The organism is Novosphingobium sp. (assembly GCF_036803765.1).
Lineage (GTDB): Bacteria > Pseudomonadota > Alphaproteobacteria > Sphingomonadales > Sphingomonadaceae > Novosphingobium.
Map to the genome: position 1 here is coordinate 118,891 of NZ_DAIRTS010000007.1, position 15,839 is coordinate 134,729.

General features: G+C 69.4%; 16 protein-coding genes. 11 read left to right on the forward strand and 5 right to left on the reverse strand.

What is annotated here, in order from left to right:
• Positions 1–129 precede the first annotated feature (129 nt).
• Complete coding sequence (locus V7Q48_RS06705; RefSeq protein ID WP_333837036.1) at positions 130–936, reverse strand: VOC family protein; 807 nt, start codon at positions 934–936, stop codon at positions 130–132.
• A gap of 162 nt (positions 937–1,098) precedes the next feature.
• Here V7Q48_RS06705 and cobS point away from each other — a divergent pair, with 162 nt between their 5' ends.
• Positions 1,099–2,091, forward strand: a complete 993-nt coding sequence (gene cobS / locus V7Q48_RS06710) for a cobaltochelatase subunit CobS (protein WP_333837038.1) — start codon at positions 1,099–1,101, stop codon at positions 2,089–2,091.
• A 66-nt stretch (positions 2,092–2,157) separates the two neighbouring features.
• Here cobS and V7Q48_RS06715 read toward each other — a convergent pair whose 3' ends face one another.
• The 3 genes from V7Q48_RS06715 to fmt all read right to left on the reverse strand — a co-directional run bounded on the left by V7Q48_RS06715 (position 2,158) and on the right by fmt (position 5,111).
• Complete coding sequence (locus V7Q48_RS06715) at positions 2,158–3,291, reverse strand: zinc-binding dehydrogenase (protein WP_333837040.1); 1,134 nt, start codon at positions 3,289–3,291, stop codon at positions 2,158–2,160.
• A gap of 1 nt (position 3,292) precedes the next feature.
• Positions 3,293–4,039 carry a tRNA pseudouridine(38-40) synthase TruA gene (truA, locus tag V7Q48_RS06720; protein ID WP_333837042.1) on the reverse strand — a complete coding sequence of 249 codons (747 nt, stop codon included), beginning with the start codon at positions 4,037–4,039 and terminating at the stop codon, positions 3,293–3,295.
• Between the two features lie 166 nt (positions 4,040–4,205).
• Entirely contained in the window at positions 4,206–5,111 is a 906-nt protein-coding gene (fmt, locus tag V7Q48_RS06725) for a methionyl-tRNA formyltransferase (protein ID WP_333837043.1), read from the reverse strand.
• 50 nt (positions 5,112–5,161) lie between these two features.
• Between fmt and recR the strand changes: the two genes are divergently transcribed.
• Positions 5,162–5,755 (forward strand): recombination mediator RecR, encoded by a 594-nt coding sequence (gene recR / locus V7Q48_RS06730; RefSeq protein WP_333837044.1) that lies wholly within the window; start codon positions 5,162–5,164, stop codon positions 5,753–5,755.
• A 7-nt stretch (positions 5,756–5,762) separates the two neighbouring features.
• Here the strand turns inward: recR and V7Q48_RS06735 are convergent, their stop codons facing one another.
• Positions 5,763–5,951: a DUF1674 domain-containing protein gene (locus V7Q48_RS06735; RefSeq protein WP_333837045.1), complete on the reverse strand. Its 189-nt coding sequence runs from the start codon at positions 5,949–5,951 to the stop codon at positions 5,763–5,765.
• Positions 5,952–6,063: 112 nt separating this feature from the next.
• On the opposite strand from V7Q48_RS06735, the gene V7Q48_RS06740 reads away from it, so the two are divergent.
• From V7Q48_RS06740 to V7Q48_RS06780, 9 genes are all read left to right on the forward strand, one after another.
• Positions 6,064–7,302 carry an RsmB/NOP family class I SAM-dependent RNA methyltransferase gene (locus tag V7Q48_RS06740; protein ID WP_442947105.1) on the forward strand — a complete coding sequence of 413 codons (1,239 nt, stop codon included), beginning with the start codon at positions 6,064–6,066 and terminating at the stop codon, positions 7,300–7,302.
• 26 nt (positions 7,303–7,328) lie between these two features.
• Complete coding sequence (locus tag V7Q48_RS06745) at positions 7,329–7,733, forward strand: c-type cytochrome (protein WP_333837048.1); 405 nt, start codon at positions 7,329–7,331, stop codon at positions 7,731–7,733.
• Positions 7,734–7,817: 84 nt separating this feature from the next.
• Positions 7,818–8,534, forward strand: a complete 717-nt coding sequence (locus V7Q48_RS06750) for an MgtC/SapB family protein (RefSeq protein WP_442947102.1) — start codon at positions 7,818–7,820, stop codon at positions 8,532–8,534.
• A 366-nt stretch (positions 8,535–8,900) separates the two neighbouring features.
• Positions 8,901–9,401, forward strand: a complete 501-nt coding sequence (locus tag V7Q48_RS06755; RefSeq protein WP_333837050.1) for a division/cell wall cluster transcriptional repressor MraZ — start codon at positions 8,901–8,903, stop codon at positions 9,399–9,401.
• Positions 9,398–10,381, forward strand: a complete 984-nt coding sequence (gene rsmH / locus V7Q48_RS06760) for a 16S rRNA (cytosine(1402)-N(4))-methyltransferase RsmH (protein ID WP_333837053.1) — start codon at positions 9,398–9,400, stop codon at positions 10,379–10,381. The genes V7Q48_RS06755 and rsmH overlap by 4 nt, the downstream gene beginning before the upstream one ends.
• Complete coding sequence (locus V7Q48_RS06765; RefSeq protein WP_333837055.1) at positions 10,378–11,133, forward strand: hypothetical protein; 756 nt, start codon at positions 10,378–10,380, stop codon at positions 11,131–11,133. Before rsmH ends, V7Q48_RS06765 begins: the two co-directional genes overlap by 4 nt.
• Positions 11,130–12,869: a peptidoglycan D,D-transpeptidase FtsI family protein gene (locus V7Q48_RS06770; protein ID WP_442947103.1), complete on the forward strand. Its 1,740-nt coding sequence runs from the start codon at positions 11,130–11,132 to the stop codon at positions 12,867–12,869. Before V7Q48_RS06765 ends, V7Q48_RS06770 begins: the two co-directional genes overlap by 4 nt.
• Positions 12,866–14,344, forward strand: coding sequence for a UDP-N-acetylmuramoyl-L-alanyl-D-glutamate--2,6-diaminopimelate ligase (locus tag V7Q48_RS06775; RefSeq protein ID WP_333837056.1), 1,479 nt, complete (start codon positions 12,866–12,868; stop codon positions 14,342–14,344). Before V7Q48_RS06770 ends, V7Q48_RS06775 begins: the two co-directional genes overlap by 4 nt.
• A complete protein-coding gene (locus V7Q48_RS06780; RefSeq protein ID WP_333837058.1) occupies positions 14,341–15,831 on the forward strand; it encodes a UDP-N-acetylmuramoyl-tripeptide--D-alanyl-D-alanine ligase in 1,491 nt (496 codons plus the stop codon). The genes V7Q48_RS06775 and V7Q48_RS06780 overlap by 4 nt, the downstream gene beginning before the upstream one ends.
• Positions 15,832–15,839: the final 8 nt, after the last annotated feature.

Sequence of the window (15,839 nt, forward strand, 5' to 3'; positions counted from 1 at the left end):
CGCCCGCGCCGGGCCAAAAACGAGCACCACCATAGATCGGCTTGCGTGGGGCACGCGGCGCAACCGCATCCGTTTCCGGGCAAGACTGCGCGTCGGGCCGGCAGCCAGAGCAGGGCGGGTCAGGTCAGGTCAGTCGGCCGAAGCAGGCATTCCGACCAGACCCAGAAATGCACCCGCCGGGTCGAGGACGTGCACGATGAGCCCGCCCCCCGGCACCGGACTGATTTCGCCCAGGCACGTTCCGCCCAGTGCCGTGACGGCCTGCGCCGCGGCGTGAATATCCGCGACGCGAAAGTAGATGCGCCAGCCGCCGGGCATGTCGGGAGACAATCGCGGCATCATCGCGCCGACCGGTCCCTGCGTGGCATGAGCAAGGAACACGTAATTCCCCATCGGCCCCATCGGCATCGTGCCGCTGTCGGAAAAACCGAAATGGCGCGAGTAGAAGCCCAGCGCACCGTCGACATCGTCGGTGACGAGTTCGTTCCACGCTGCTGCGCCGACCACATTCATCGCGAAGACCGGCGAGGGCGGTGCCGATGTGTCGTCGCGCGCACCGGGCGTCATGAGGTAGAACGGCGCGCCGCCCGGGTCGGTGACCATCGCGAAGGTGCCTTCGGGTATCGAGGCGGTCGGCATCAGGCTTTCCCCGCCATCACCAACGATCGCCGCCACGGTGGCGTCGACGTCGTCGACGAGCAGGTAAGGCACCCAGCCCGGTGTGGCACCGCCTTCGACCATGTCGGCCGTCAGGACCAGGACGCCGCCCTGGTCCACGCCATCCGCCCGGCGGATGTGGCGATAGTCGATCGGTGTTTCATCGCTCGTCGGTGCGGCGCCGTCGATCGTCCAGCCGAGCACGCCCTCGTAGAAAGCCTGCACCTCGTCGGGTGCGTCGGTCATCAATTCGTACCAGACGAAGCTGCCTTGTCGCATCGCATGTCTCCCGGCGGCGATCACCCGATCCTCGTCCGTTTCCGAGTCGGGAAGCGCCAGCTATGCATATCACCGCCGATCGCCTGCCAATACGGGCACATTGCCCGGCGATGCGCCAAAGCATGTTGCGGTGCGGCGCCGGCGCGGATAGGCAGATGGACGATGAGCGACACTTCCAGCCTCGTGGCCCAGCCCGGCGCCACCACCGCCTTGCCCGCGCCCGACACCACCGTTTCGGTGCGCGAGGTGTTCGGTATCGATATCGACATGACCGTGCCGGCCTTCTCGGCAGCGGACGAGCGTGTGCCCGATACCGACGACAACTATGTCTTCGACCCCGATACGACGCTGGCGATCCTCGCTGGCTTCGCGTTCAATCGCCGCGTCATGGTGCAGGGCTACCACGGGACCGGCAAGTCGACGCACATCGAGCAGGTCGCTGCGCGGCTCAAGTGGCCTTGCGTGCGCATCAACCTCGACGCGCACATCAGCCGCATCGACCTGATCGGCCGCGACGCCATCGTGCTGCGCGACGGTTTGCAGGTGACCGAATTCCGCGAAGGCCTGCTGCCCTGGGCGCTGCAGACCCCGACCGCGCTAGTGTTCGACGAATACGACGCCGGCCGTCCAGACGTAATGTTCGTGATCCAGCGCGTGCTGGAGACCGAGGGCAAGCTCACGCTGCTCGACCAGAACCGGGTGATTCGCCCCAATCCGTTCTTCCGCCTGTTCGCCACGGCAAACACCGTGGGCCTCGGCGATACCTCGGGCCTCTATCACGGCACGCAGGCGATCAACCAGGGCCAGATGGACCGCTGGAACCTCGTCGTCGCGCTGAACTATCTGCCGGCGGAGACCGAGGTCGAGGTCGTCTCGAAGAAGGTCTCGGGCCTCGATCCGCAGGTGATCGCGAGCATGGTCCGCGTGGCCGACCTGACGCGCAAGGGCTTCATGGGTGGGGACATCTCCACCGTGATGAGCCCGCGTACGGTCATCAGCTGGGCGCAGAACAGCCAGATCTTCAACGACGTGGGCTTCGCCTTCCGCCTGTCGTTCCTCAACAAGTGCGACGAGGCCGAGCGGGTCCTGGTGGCGGAATACTACCAGCGCGTGTTCGGCAAGGACCTGCCCGAGAGCGTCGCGCACAAGGCGTGACGCGCGGGCTGGCAAGCTGACTCACGCAATGCAAGGGGCCGGGCGCAATCCCGGCCCCTTTCGCGTTCAGCCGTGCGGCACGATCAGGTATTTCTCGCCCGTCGCCTTGGCATTGCAGGCCTGCGCCGCCGCCGGAGTGAGCAGGTCCTCGAGGCTGACCTCGGCCTTGTAGGCACTGGCGAAGGTCGTGGTCAGTTCGGCGCCGACACGCTGGCGCAGGCGCATCACGCCGTCCTGCCCCAGGCGGCCGAGGAACGGGCGCAGCAGCCAGCCGCCGATGCTCCAGGCAAAGCCGAAGTTGCGCGTCAGCGTGGTCGGGCCGGTGTCGAGCCCGCCGTAGATGTAGCCCTGCTTGAACGTGTCGCTGCCATAGCGATCGTAGGCCGCGCCATCGCTCGCCGCGCGTTCCATCGCCGACAGGATGCGGCCGAGCTGGTCGCCGCCGCCGATGGCGTCGAAGGCGATCGTCGCGCCGGTGGCCTTGACCGCGGCAAGCAGCGCCTCGGCGAAGTCGGGGGCGCTGCTGTCGACGACGTGTTCGGCGCCAAGGTCGCGCAGGATCCGGGCCTGCTCGGGCTTGCGCACCACGTTGACCAGCGGCACGCCGTCGGCCTGGCAGATCCGCACCAGCATCTGTCCGAGGTTCGAGGCGGCGGCGGTGTGGACGATGGCCTTGTGCCCTTCCATCCGCATCGTCTCGACGAAGCTCAGCGCGGTCATCGGGTTGACGAAGGCGCTGGCCCCATCGCGCGCGCTCGTGCCGTCGGGCAGCGGCAGGCAGGCGCGCGCGTCGGTCTTGCGAAACTGCGCATACATGCCACCGGCGACGGCCGCGACGCGCTTGCCGAGCAGGGCCTGCGCCTCGGGCGACTCGCCTGCGGCGATCACGGTCCCGGCGCCCTCGTTGCCGACGGGCATCGCCTCGCCGACGCGCGCAGCCATGCCGGCCATCGCGGACTGCGGCATCGGGGCGACGAGGCGGCGCGGCTCGTACCGGGCGGCGGCGAGGTCGGCCGGGCCGAACAGAAGCGCGAGGTCCGACGGATTGACCGGCGCGGCCTCGACCTTGATCACCACTTCGGTGCCGGTCGGCGGGGTGATGGTCTCCTCGACCAGTTCGACGGTCAGCTGGGCATCGGCATCGAGGCGGGAGACCAGTTGCCAGCCTCGGAAAGTTTGGTTCGTCGGGGTGTCAGCCATGTCATTCTCCGGGGTAGATCGCTTTCACGAAATACAGACCCTCGGGCGGCGCATTGTGTCCCAGCTTCTGGCGATCGCGTGCATCGCGTGCGGCGACGAGATCGGCGCGGCTCCACAGTCCCTGCCCGACGAGGCCGAGGCATCCTACCATGGATCGCACCTGGTGGTGCAGGAAACTGCGTGCCGCGGTCTCGATGATGATCGTGTCGCCCTCGCGACGCACGTCGAGCCGGTCGAGCGTCTTGAGCGGGCTGGCAGCCTGGCAATGGACCGAGCGAAACGTGGTGAAGTCGTGATGGCCGACCAGTTCCTGCGCGGCCTCGTGCATGGCGGCGGCATCGAGCGGTCGCGCGATGCGCCAGGCGCGCCCGGCCTCGAGCGTCAGTGGCGCGCGGCGGTTGATAATACGATATTCATAGGCCCGGCCCAGGCACGAAAACCGCGCATGCCAGTCGTCGGGCACGATCACGCAATCGACCACGGCGATAGGATCGGGACGGATCCGCGCGTTGAGTGCTTCCATCAGCCGGAACGGATCGAAGGCACGCTCGACGTCGATGTGTGCCCGCATGGCGCGCGCATGGACACCGGTATCGGTGCGCCCGGCGGCGTAGAGGAGGACCGGGTGGCCGACAATGGACTCGGCGGCATCCTCGACCGATTGCTGGACCGAAGGACCGTGCGCCTGGCGCTGCAGGCCCATGAACGGGCTGCCGTCGAATTCGAGGGTGAGGGCGTAGCGGGGCATCAGGTCAGGGCCTTGGGAGCGGGGGTTGCGACAGGCTGCGCCCCTCCGTCAGTCGCTGCGCGCCTGCCACCTCCCCATTGCATGGGGAGGAGCTTGGCCGATCCTCCCTGCCGACAGGCGGGGAGGGGGACCGCCCGCGCAGCGGGTGGTGGAGGGGCAAAAAGCCTCATGCCAGCGTCGTCCCCGCCGGAATCGCCCGCCCCCGCAGCAGCGCCGCCGTCTCCATCGCCGGCCGACCGGCACGCTGCACGATCACCGGGCGCAATGCACGCTGCGCGCAGGCGATCGTCAGCCGGTCGTCCAGCACCGTTCCCGGCGCGCCCTCACCTTCCGCGACTTCGGCGGCCAGCACGCGATAGCGCTCGCCGTCCAGCTCGAAGAAGGCGCCCGGCGCGGGGGCGAAGGCGCGGACCTGGCGTTCGACCTGTTCAGCGTCGGAATTGAAATCTAGCCGGCTCTCGGCCTTGTCGATCTTGGCGGCATAGGTCACGCCGGCCTCGGGCTGCACTTCGGGATCGAACGCGCCAAGGTCGGCCAGCACGCGCACCATGAGGTCCGCGCCCAGTGCGGCCAGCTCGTGGGTCAGGTCGCCCGCGGTCTTGCCCGCCACCGGCGTTGCGACGGTCGCCAGCATCGGCCCGGTGTCGAGCCCGCGCTCCATCTGCATGATCGTGATTCCGGTATGCACGTCGCCCGCCAGGATCGCGCGCTGCACCGGCGCGGCACCGCGCCAGCGCGGCAGCAGCGAGCCATGGACGTTGAGGCACCCCAGCGGCGGCGCATCGAGGATCGCCTGGGGCAGCAGCAGGCCATAGGCGGCGACGATCGCCGCCTCGGCGCCGTGCGCGGCGAAGCGGGCCTGCTCGTCGGCGGGCTTGAGGCTGACCGGCGTGAACACCGGAATGCCATGGCGCTCGGCCGCGAGGTGAACCGGCGAGGGTTGCAGCTTCTTGCCGCGCCCGGCGGGGCGGGGCGGCTGGCTATAGGCGGCCACGATCTCGTGGCCCGCGGCCACCAGCGCCTCGAGCGTCGGCACCGCGAAGTCGGGCGTGCCCATGAAGATCAGGCGCATCGCGCAATCGGTCCTTTTCCAATCCAGAGCGCGGCCCTATCTGTCGCGCCATGGCATCGCAAGAGATCGAGGCGCTGGCGAGCGCGCTGGCCCGTCTGCCGGGCCTCGGCCCCCGTTCCGCGCGGCGCGCGGTGCTGTGGCTGATCAAGCGGCGCGAGAGCGCGCTGCCGCAATTGCTCACCGCACTCGAACAGGTGCGCGAGCGGCTGGTCGAATGCCACGTCTGCGGCAATGTCGACACCACCGACCCCTGCGGCATCTGTGCCGACCCGCGCCGCGACCAGCGCGCGCTCTGCGTGGTGGAAGACGTGGCCGACCTCTGGGCGCTGGACCGCGCGCGCCTTTTCACGGGGCGCTATCACGTGCTCGGCGGGCGATTGTCGGCGCTCGAAGGCATTCGTCCCGAGGACCTGTCGATCGGCCGCCTGCTCGAGCGCGTGCGCGCCGGCGGGGTGGACGAAGTGGTGCTGGCGATGAACGCCACGCTCGAGGGGCAGACAACCGCTCACTATATAGCCGAGCGGCTTGAGGACATGGCGGTGCGCGTAACCCAGCTGGCCCATGGCCTGCCGGTCGGCGGCGAGCTCGACTACATGGACGAGGGCACGCTGGCGCAGGCCCTGCGCGCAAGGCGACCGGTCTAGGGCCTGTTCAGAAGTCGATCGCGATCCCGTTCTTTTCCCAATCGCCGAAGCGGGTGGGGTCGAGACCATCGGGATCCTCGCCGCGCTCGACCGCGCGTGGAGCCGGGGCCGGATCGTTGGACCAGTGATCGGGCTTGGCGAAGGTGGCAGGCCGCTGCGTGGCGCGCTGCCGGTTGGCGGGGTTTGCGTTTTCCATGCCCATCGCCATGCGCCTTTGCCGTAAGGGGCGCAATCGGCAAAAGGGGCGGTCATTGCCAAACTGCCGCCAAGGCGCGATAGGCCGGGCGATGAGCCGAACTTCACAGGATATGGAAACGCCGGGCGTGCCCGCCCGCCGCGCCGCGCTGCGCCTGCTCGATGGCGTGTTGCGCCGGGGCGACCCGCTCGATCAGGCCGCGCCCCCGGTGCTGCGCGCGATCGAGCGTGGCGATGACCGCGCACTGGCCATGGCGATCGTGCAGGAGGCACTGCGCTGGTTGGCCGATCTCGACGCGCTGATCGACAGTGCGACGCAGCAGGTCCTGCCCGAGGATGCCAAGGCGCGCGGCGTCCTGCAGATCATGCTGGCCCAGGCGCTGCGGCTCGACCTGCCGCCGCACGCGGTGATCGCGACCGGGCTGCCGCTGTTGCAGGGCGGGCCGCGCCGGCTGGCGCATGGTGTCTTTTCCACCCTGCTCAAGCGCGGCGTCACACTGCCCGAAGCGCCGAGCCTGCCGCCCGCCGCCGCCGCGCGCTGGGACGCGGCCTGGCCGGGTCGCGTGCCCGCGATCGCCGCCGGCATCGCCACGCCGCCGCCGCTCGACCTCACGCTGCGCGATCCTGCCTCCACGCAGGAATGGGCGGAGCGGCTGGGTGGGCACGCGCTGATGCCGGGCCACGTCCGGCTGGCACGCGCCGGTTCGGTCGAGGCGCTCGACGGGTTTGCGCAAGGGGCCTGGTGGGTCCAGGATCTCGCCGCCAGCCTGCCGGCGCGGCTGCTGGGCGCGGGCGAGGGGCGCCGCGCGCTCGATCTCTGCGCCGCACCGGGCGGCAAGACGATGCAACTGGCCGCCATGGGCTGGGCCGTCACCGCGCTCGACAAGTCCGCGCGCCGGCTGGAGCGCATGGGGGCCAATCTGCGGCGCACGGGCCTCGAGGCCGATGTCGTGGCCGCCGATGCGCTGACCTGGCAGCCCGAGGCGGCATTCGATGCCGTGCTGGTCGATGCGCCGTGCAGCGCCACCGGCACCTGCCGGCGCCATCCCGACGTGCTGCACCGCCACGCTGCACTCGACGAACTGACCGCGTTGCAATCGGCGATGCTCGCGCGCGCGGCCACCTGGCTCAAGCCCGGCGGCGTTCTCGTCTATGCCACTTGTTCGCTCGAGCCGGAGGAAGGCGAGGCGCAGGCGCGTGGCGTTTCCGGTCTCCAGCCGCTGCCCATCGCCGCAGACGAACTGCCGGCGGGCATCGTGCCCACCGCCGAGGGCTGGCTGCGCAGCGATCCCGGCATGCTCGCCGATGTCGGCGGGATCGACGGCTTCTTCGCCGCGCGCTGGCAGGCATGATGCGGCCAGGTCTCATTGCCCTGTCCGTGCTGGCACTTCTGGCCGGGTGCTCGGACCCCAAGCACGAGCAGCGCCTGCGGGCGGCGGGGCCGAACCCGACGCTCGATGCCCTGCTCAAGGTTGCGGACGTGGGAGCGGGCGAGCGGCGGTTCGGCCAGTGCATGGCCTGCCATTCCGTGGCTGCGGGTGCGCCCGACATGGCTGGACCGAACCTCCACGCCATCTACGGCAAGCCGATGGGGCGTAATCGCCCCGGCTATGGCTATTCGGCAGCGCTACGCGATGCGAAAGGCACGTGGGACGCGCCCACCCTCGATGCCTGGATTCAGCGCCCACAGAAGGTCGTGCCCGGCACCGCGATGATGTTCAGCGGCGTCAGCGATCCGCTCGATCGGGCCGACATCATCGCGTACCTGCGCACCCAGCGCTGAGATCGGGCCAAGCGGCGGTTGACGCCGCCGATCCAGGGGCTAACGGCTCGCCCTGACGCCAGCGGAGGCGGAAGGAGGCGGGCTTTGCGCATTTTCGAGACCTTCCAGGCGGCCTCGTTCGGTGATTCGCTGGTCAGTTATGCGCTGGCCTTCGTACTCGGCACGCTGATCGGCGCAGAGCGGCAATATCGCCAGCGCACCGCCGGCCTGCGCACCAATGCGCTCGTCGCGCTGGGCGCGGCCGCCTTCGTCGACCTGGCGCAGCGCCTCGGCGGCAATGACGCGGCCATCCATGTCATCGCCTATGTCGTCTCGGGTGTCGGTTTCCTCGGCGCCGGGGTGATCATGAAGGAAGGCATGAACGTGCGCGGGCTCAACACCGCGGCGACGCTGTGGTGTTCGGCGGCGGTCGGCGCCTGTGCCGGCACCGACATGGCGGCCGAGGCGGCATCGCTCACCGTCTTCGTGCTGGCGGGGAACACGCTGCTGCGCCCGCTGGTCAATGCCATCAACCGCTTCCCGATGGACGAGGGCGGGATCGAGGCGACCTATGTCGTCACCGTCGTGACCGATCCCGGCCATGCCCCGGCCTTGCGCGACGTGCTGGTCGATCACCTCGAGCTGATGCGCTATCCGGTCGCGGACGTCGACATCGTGCCGCAGGGCGAGGGACAGGTGGAGATCCGCGCCTCGCTGGTCAGCTCGGGGGCCGCCGGTGCGGACCTCGATTCCATCGTCGCGCACCTCGCCCGCGCGCACGATGCGCGCCACGTCAGCTGGGGCGTCCAGACCCAGGATTGAGCCGCGCTTGGACGCCTGTTCCGGCTGCCACGCCCCTCCGACCGGGCCATTTGCGGGAAAACACGGGACGATCCTGACTCATGTTGTCTTTGATTCGGAAAACGCACGGGTTTGCTGGGTTTGCTTAAAGGAACATTAAAAGAACAAATTGTCATCCCCAGTCAAAACTACGTATAAAACTGCAGGTAGATCAGCGGTTGGACGCGTTTTCCCGCATTTTCCCCTTTCCGCCCGGAAAGTCCCGCGATAGATTGCCTGCATCAGGGCAAGCTTTCATGTCGCATCCGCGGGGGATGGGGCGTTCGGTGCGTGCACGCCGGACGTGGACGGGAAGCCTGTGCCCTGCGGGCAAGGTGGTGACAGGGCGTGGCGGGAGCACCGTCAAACTATTGGGGGCAGGGCTTTTCACCGCGTGGTGAAAAGAACCGCTTCGTGCTGCCCGCCGATTTCCGCGCCGCCGTCAAGGATGCGTCGCAAGGCCAGCGCGTGCTCTGCCTCGATCGCCACCACAAGTTTCCCTGCCTGACCGGTTTCGGGCTTTCGCGGGTCGAGACGTTCCCGGCACGGATCGCGCGCGAGGAAGAAATGGCGTTCAAGCGCGGCGAGGACTTCGATCCCGATACCCGCGCCGCACAGCTCTACGGTTTCCTGCGCGCCAGCTTCGACGAATCCGGTCGCTTCATCCTGCCCGACCACCTGGGCGAGCAGGCCCGCGTCGACGACGCGCTCTATTTCCACGGTGGCGGCGAATTCTTCACGATCTGGGCACCCGAAGTGCTGTTCACCATGGATAGCGGCTGGGACGGCGCCAAGGCGACCTGCCGCGCGCTGCTGGCCGAAGCCGCGCAGAAGGGGAAGCGCAAGTGAGCGTCTCTCCCGCATCCGCCCCGCACATTCCCGTGCTGCTCGACGAAGTGGTCGCAGCGCTTGCCCCCGCGCCCGGCCAGGTGATCGTCGACGGCACCTTCGGCGCCGGTGGCTATACCCGCCGCATCCTCGATGCCGGCGCGACCGTGCATGCCTTCGATCGCGATCCCGACGCGATCGCCGCCGGCCGCTTGTGGCCGCAAACGCAGGTGACGGCGCAGGGCGCGGCGCCGACGCTGGTGCTGCACCCGCGCCGGTTTTCCGAAATGGCCGAGGCCATGGCCGAGGCAGGCGTTGCCAGCGTCGATGGCGTGGTGCTCGACATCGGCGTCAGCTCGATGCAGCTCGACCAGCGCGAGCGCGGCTTTGCCTTCTCGAGCGACGGCCCGCTCGACATGCGCATGTCGCAGGACGGCATGAGCGCCGCCGACTTCCTCAACGAGGCGGACGAGGCCGCCATCGCCGACGTGCTGTACGTCTATGGCGAGGAACGCCAGTCGCGCCGCGTCGCGCGCGCCGTCGTCGCCGCGCGCCCGTTGACCACGACCGGCCAGTTCGCCGCGGTGGTGCGCAAGGCGCTCGGCTATCGCCCCGGCGCGCCCAAGGATCCGGCGACGCGCAGCTTCCAGGCGGTGCGCATCCACGTCAACGGTGAACTGGACGAACTGCGTGCCGCGCTTGACGCGGCCGAGCGCATCCTGGCGCCCGGCGGGCGGCTGGCGGTGGTCAGCTTCCACAGCCTCGAGGATCGCATCGTCAAGCAGTTCCTGCGCGAGGCCTCTGGCGAGACGCCGGCCGGCTCGCGCCACCTGCCGCAGCAGGTCGCCGCCTTCGCGGCCGTGTTCGAGAAGCCCTCCAAGGCGATCCGCCCCGGGGCCGAGGAAGAGGCGCGCAACCCGCGCGCCCGGTCTGCCACCTTGCGCTGGGCGGTGCGGACCGCCGCCCCGGCACGCGCGCTTTCGGGGAGCCTGCCGGCATGATCCTGTCTGCCCAGAACTTGCGCTCGATCGGCTGGCTCGCGCTCTTGGCGGTATGCGGCGCGCTGGTCATGATCCTGTCGTTCCGCGTCAATGCGGTGCGCAGCAAGGTGCATCATGCCGACGCGCAGATCGTCGCGCTCAAGCAGCAGAAGATGTACCTCGAGACCGAGTTCGAGACCCGTGCCAACCAGCAGCAGCTCAAGGCATGGAACGACCTCGAGTTCGGCTATGTCGCGCCGATCGCCGGCCAGTACCTCGAGAACGAGCGCCAGCTCGCCGTGCTGAGCAAGCCCGCCGAACCCGACGCGCCGGCACCGATCCGCGTGGCGACGGTGGATGACAGCGTGATCGCGGCGGCCGCGTTCCCCGGCATCGCCGCTGGCGCACGCCAGCTGTCCGACACGCATGAGGGCGAGCCGGAAGTGCGCGAGACGCGCCGCGCCGATGCGACGGCAGAAGACGCCGGCCCCGGCGTTCCTGCACGGCCGGTCGATCATGCTGCCGCCACCGCTACGCTGGCTGAAAAGCTCGGCACCCTTCATGCCGCCGGCACCCGCAAGGCGGCAGCGCCCGAGAAAACGGTGAGCAAGGCCGGCGATAAGAAGGCCGCGAAGACCAAGCCCGGCGACAAGACCAAGTCTGCCGCAGCGGCGAAGCCGGCGACTGGCGGCAAGGCGACCAAGGCTGCTACCAGAGTCGCCAGCGCGGCCGCGCATGGTGACGCGAAGACGGGAGCGAAAAAGAGCCGGTGAACCAGCTGACCGCCTCCGCCGCCCTGGCCTCCGGCCGGGTCCAGCTCGCCAGCGTGCGTCAGCGCGCGCTGGTCATGGCCAAGGTCCGCGTGCTGCTCGTTGCGGTATTCTTCGTCTTCTTGACGCTGACCGCGATCGTGCGCATCGGTCAGCTCGGGCTGTTCGAGCAGGCGCCCGATCGCCGTTCGCTCGCCGAGGCCTTGCTGCCGCCGCGCGGCGAGATCACCGATCGCAACGGCATGCCGCTGGCGCGCGCCTTCCCGTCCTACTCGCTGTGGTTCAATCCCAAAGCGCTGGGTGAGGGCGGTTCGCCGCTGGTCAAGACGCCCGAGGAGGTCGCGCGGGCGCTGGTGCAGATCTTCCCCGACGCGGATTACAACGACCTCGTCACCCGCCTGAAGTCCGACAAGGGCAGCTACCTGCACAAGCGCGTGCTGCCCGAGGAAGCCAACAAGGTCTTCGCACTTGGCGAACCCGCGCTCGAATTCCCGCGCGAGAACCAGCGCTATTACCCGCAAGGCTCGCTTGCCGCGAACGTGCTCGGCTACGTCGACGAGGAGGGCAAGGGCCACGTCGGCATGGAGCAGATGCTCGAGCCGCGCCTGCTCGACCCGGCGCAGCGTGGCACGCCGGTGCAACTGTCGATCGACGCGCGGGCGCAGGGCGCGCTCGAGGACGAACTGCTGCGCGGGATGCAGGAAAGCAACGCCAAGGGCGGGGCGGGCATCGTGCTCGACGTCGACAGCGGCGAAGTTATCGCGCTGGCCTCGCTGCCATCGTTCAATCCCAATCGTTCGGACCGCGCATTCAACGACCTGGTGTTCAACCGCGTGTCGAACCAGGTCTACGAACTCGGGTCGACGTTCAAGCCGATCACCATCGCTGCGGCGATCGACGCCGGCGTCGTGACCGACCTGTCGGTGCGTTACCCCGCCGGGCCGCTGCACATTGCCGGGCGCACGATCCACGACAGCCACAACTTCGGCGCCTCGCTCAACGTGCCCGAGGCGCTGATCCATTCGTCGAACATCGTGACGGCGCAGGTGGCGGACAAGCTTGGCGGGCCGCTGCTGCGCCAGACCATGATGGCGCTGGGCATGAACCGCCGCCCGACGATCGAGCTGCCGGCGCGCGGCTTCCCGCTCTGGCCGCGCGGCGAGAACAAGGCCGGGGACTGGAGCCGGATCACGACCATGACCGTCAGCTACGGCCACGGTATCGCGGTGACGCCGCTGCACCTCGCCTGTGCCTATGCCGCGCTGGTCAACGGCGGCATCTGGCGCCAGCCGACGCTGTTCAAGGTCGATCCCGCGCATGTTCCTGCGGGCACCCGCGTGTTCAAGGCCGCGACGAGCGCGCGCATTCGCCAGCTGCTGCGCATGATCGTCGCCGATGGCACGGGCCGCAAGGCCGATGCGCCGGGTTTCCGCGTCGGTGGCAAGACCGGCTCGGCGGAAAAGCCGGGCGCGGGCGGCTACCGCAAGACCTCGCTGGTCGCGACCTTCGCGGCGGCTTTCCCCATGGACAAACCGCGCTATGTGGTGATCTCGATGCTCGACGAGCCGCAGGGGACTGCGGCGACCTCGGGCCAGCGTACGGCGGCGTGGAACGCGGCGCCGATCGTCGGCCGCGTGGTGCCGCGCATCGGGCCGCTGCTGGGCGTCGTGCCCGATGCCAGCCGTGACGTGGATATTTCGGATTTGTCGCCGTTGATCGGCAATGGAGATGGGGAATGAAGCTGGGTGTGCTTGCCGGATTGGCCAGTATCGAACTTGGGGTCGAACTGCCCGAGGCGGCCGGTGCGCTCAACGTGACCGGCTTTGCCATCGATAACCGCAAGGTTGCGCCCGGCACCGTGTTTGGCGCGTTTCGCGGGACGCAGGTCAATGGCGAAGACTTCATTCCCGCCGCGATCGCGGCCGGCGCCGTGGCCATCGTCGCCCGGCCCGAGGCGCGGGTCGAGGGCGCGGTCCATATCGCCAGCGACGAGCCGCGCCGCACCTTTGCGCACCTTGCCGCGCCGTTCTTTGCGCCGGTGCCCGAGACGGTGGTGGCGGTAACCGGCACCAACGGCAAGACCTCGACCGTCGAGATGACACGCCAGCTGTGGCGCATGGCCGGCTTCTCCGCCGCCTCGATCGGCACGCTCGGCGTGACCACGGCGGATGAGAGCGTCTCGACCGGGCTGACCACGCCCGACATCGTCACCTTCCTGTCGAACATGCATGGCCTTTCGCGCGAGGGCGTCAGCCACGTCGCCTACGAGGCCTCGAGCCACGGCCTGTCGCAGTACCGCAACGAGGGATTGCGCGTCGTCGCTGGCGCCTTCACCAATCTCAGCCGCGACCACCTCGACTATCACGAGACGATGGAGGCCTATTTTGAGGCCAAGATGCGGCTGTTCGACGATGTCGTCGCCGCGGACGGCGCGGCGGTGGTCTGGACCGACGATGCCTGGAGCGCGCAGGCGCTCGATCATGTCCGCCGGCGTGGGTTGAAGGCGGTCACCGTGGGCGCGGCGGGCGAGGCGATCCGCCTCGTCTCGCGCACGCCGACGCAGCTGGGCCAGATCCTCGAACTTACGGTGGGTGAGACCACCCGCAAAGTGACGCTGCCGCTGATCGGTGCGTACCAGGCGGCGAATGCGCTCGTTGCCGCAGGCCTCGTCATCGCCACCGGCGGCGATGCCGGCATGACCATCGATGCGCTGGCCCGGCTGCAGCCGGTGCGTGGCCGGCTCGAACGCGCCGCGATCAATCGCGCGGGCGCGCCGGTCTATGTCGACTATGCGCATACGCCCGACGCGATCGAGGCGGCGATCGCCGCGCTGCGTCCGCATGTCGGCAACCGCCTCATCACCGTGATCGGTGCTGGCGGCGACCGCGATACCGGCAAGCGTGGCCCGATGGGCGCCGCCGCCTGCGCCGGATCGGACGTCGTCATCGTCACGGACGACAATCCGCGCGGCGAGGATCCGGCCGCGATCCGTACCGCGGTGCTGGCGGGATGCGATGGCAAGGCGCGCGAAGTGGCGGACCGGCGGACGGCCATCGCCGCCGCCGTCGCCGAGGCGGGCAAGGGCGACATCGTGCTGGTCGCGGGCAAGGGGCACGAACAGGGACAGATCGTGGGGCGTGGTGAAGCGATGCGGGTGCTGCCGTTCGACGACGTGCAGGTCGCCCGCGAATGCGTGGGAGAATCCAACCAGTGACAGCCTTGGCCGCCCTCATCGACTGGCCGCTCGACGGGCCGCCGGATAGCGAAAACGACCTGCCCCTCGCACTATGGAGCGCCAGCGAAATCGCGCGCGCCACGGGCGGCAAGGCCTCGGCCGACTTTTCGGTGGGCGGCGTCGCCTTCGACAGCCGCGAAGTGATGGAAGGCGACCTGTTCCTGGCGCTGCGCGGCGAGAGCGCGGACGGCCATCGCTTCGTTACCGGCGCCTTCGGCCGCGGCGCGGGCGCCGCGCTGGTCGAGCATCCGGTCCTGCATCCGCATATCCTGGTCGAGGATACGTCCGCCGCGCTCGACGCACTGGGCCGCGCCGCGCGGGCGCGCCTGACCGACGAGGCGCGCGTGATCGGCGTTACCGGCTCGGCGGGCAAGACATCGGTCAAGGAAGCGCTGTTCGCGGCGCTCGATCGGGGCAGCCGCGGCCGCGCCCACCGCTCGGTCAAGAGCTACAACAACCATGTCGGCGTCCCGCTGAGCCTGGCGCGGATGCCCGCGCGTACGCAGTTCGGCGTCTTCGAGATGGGCATGAACCATGCCGGCGAACTCGCCGCCCTGACCCGACTGGTCCGCCCGCACGTCGCCATCGTTACCACGATCGCTCCCGCGCATATCGGCCACTTTTCCGGCGAAGACGGCATCGCCGACGCCAAGGGCGAGATCTTCGAGGGGCTGGAGCCGGGCGGTATCGCCATCGTGCCCGCCGACAGTCCGCACTACGAACGCCTGCGCGCCAAGGCCGAGTGCCACGCCGCGCAGGTCCTCAGCTTCGGCCGTGCCGCCCACTCCGACGTGCGCCTGCTCGATGCGGTCGCGGCACCCGGCGGCGGGTCGCTCGTGACTGCCGAAATGGTGACCGCCGAAATGGGCGCGCGCAAGCTGTGCTACACGGTGGCGCAGCCAGGCGATCACTGGATCATCAATTCGCTCGCGGTCATGGCCGCGGTGCAGGCGGTCGGCGGGGATCTCGGCGCGACCGGGCTGGCGCTGGCCGAGATGGCCGGCCTTGCCGGGCGCGGCGCGCGCCATGCGATCGCAGCCGATGGTGGCGACGGCAGCGGTACAGCTCTGCTGATCGACGAGAGCTACAACGCCAATCCCGCCTCGATGGCGGTGACGCTCGCCGGGCTGGGCGCGACACCCGCCGCGCGCCGCATCGCGGTGCTAGGGGCAATGCGCGAACTCGGTGCCGACGAGGATCGCTACCACGCCGAACTCGCCGCCCCGCTGCTCGCCGCCGGGGTCAGCCACGCCATTCTGGTCGGCGCGGAAATGGCCGCATTGGCGCAGGCACTGGGGAAAAGCGCCGGCGACCCGCTTGCCGCCACGCTGCAAGTCGATCATGTGCAGACGAGTGCCGAAGCAGCCGCCGTTCTGGCGGCCATCGGCATTTCCGGCGGGGACGCGATCCTCGTCAAAGGGTCGAATTCGGTGGGGCTGGGCGCGCTCGTCAAGGCGCTGGCCTGACAAGGAAC

What these genes read in the sequence shown, in the direction of transcription:
- V7Q48_RS06775 (WP_333837056.1), top strand. Translation starts at nt 12,866, where the DNA reads ATGAAGCTGGGTGTGCTTGCCGGATTGGCCAGTATCGAACTTGGGGTC.
- V7Q48_RS06735 (WP_333837045.1), bottom strand. Translation starts at nt 5,951, where the DNA reads ATGGAAAACGCAAACCCCGCCAACCGGCAGCGCGCCACGCAGCGGCCT.
- V7Q48_RS06705 (WP_333837036.1), bottom strand. Translation starts at nt 936, where the DNA reads ATGCGACAAGGCAGCTTCGTCTGGTACGAATTGATGACCGACGCACCC.
- cobS (WP_333837038.1), top strand. Translation starts at nt 1,099, where the DNA reads ATGAGCGACACTTCCAGCCTCGTGGCCCAGCCCGGCGCCACCACCGCC.
- V7Q48_RS06715 (WP_333837040.1), bottom strand. Translation starts at nt 3,291, where the DNA reads ATGGCTGACACCCCGACGAACCAAACTTTCCGAGGCTGGCAACTGGTC.
- truA (WP_333837042.1), bottom strand. Translation starts at nt 4,039, where the DNA reads ATGCCCCGCTACGCCCTCACCCTCGAATTCGACGGCAGCCCGTTCATG.
- V7Q48_RS06740 (WP_442947105.1), top strand. Translation starts at nt 6,064, where the DNA reads ATGGAAACGCCGGGCGTGCCCGCCCGCCGCGCCGCGCTGCGCCTGCTC.
- fmt (WP_333837043.1), bottom strand. Translation starts at nt 5,111, where the DNA reads ATGCGCCTGATCTTCATGGGCACGCCCGACTTCGCGGTGCCGACGCTC.
- recR (WP_333837044.1), top strand. Translation starts at nt 5,162, where the DNA reads ATGGCATCGCAAGAGATCGAGGCGCTGGCGAGCGCGCTGGCCCGTCTG.
- V7Q48_RS06765 (WP_333837055.1), top strand. Translation starts at nt 10,378, where the DNA reads ATGATCCTGTCTGCCCAGAACTTGCGCTCGATCGGCTGGCTCGCGCTC.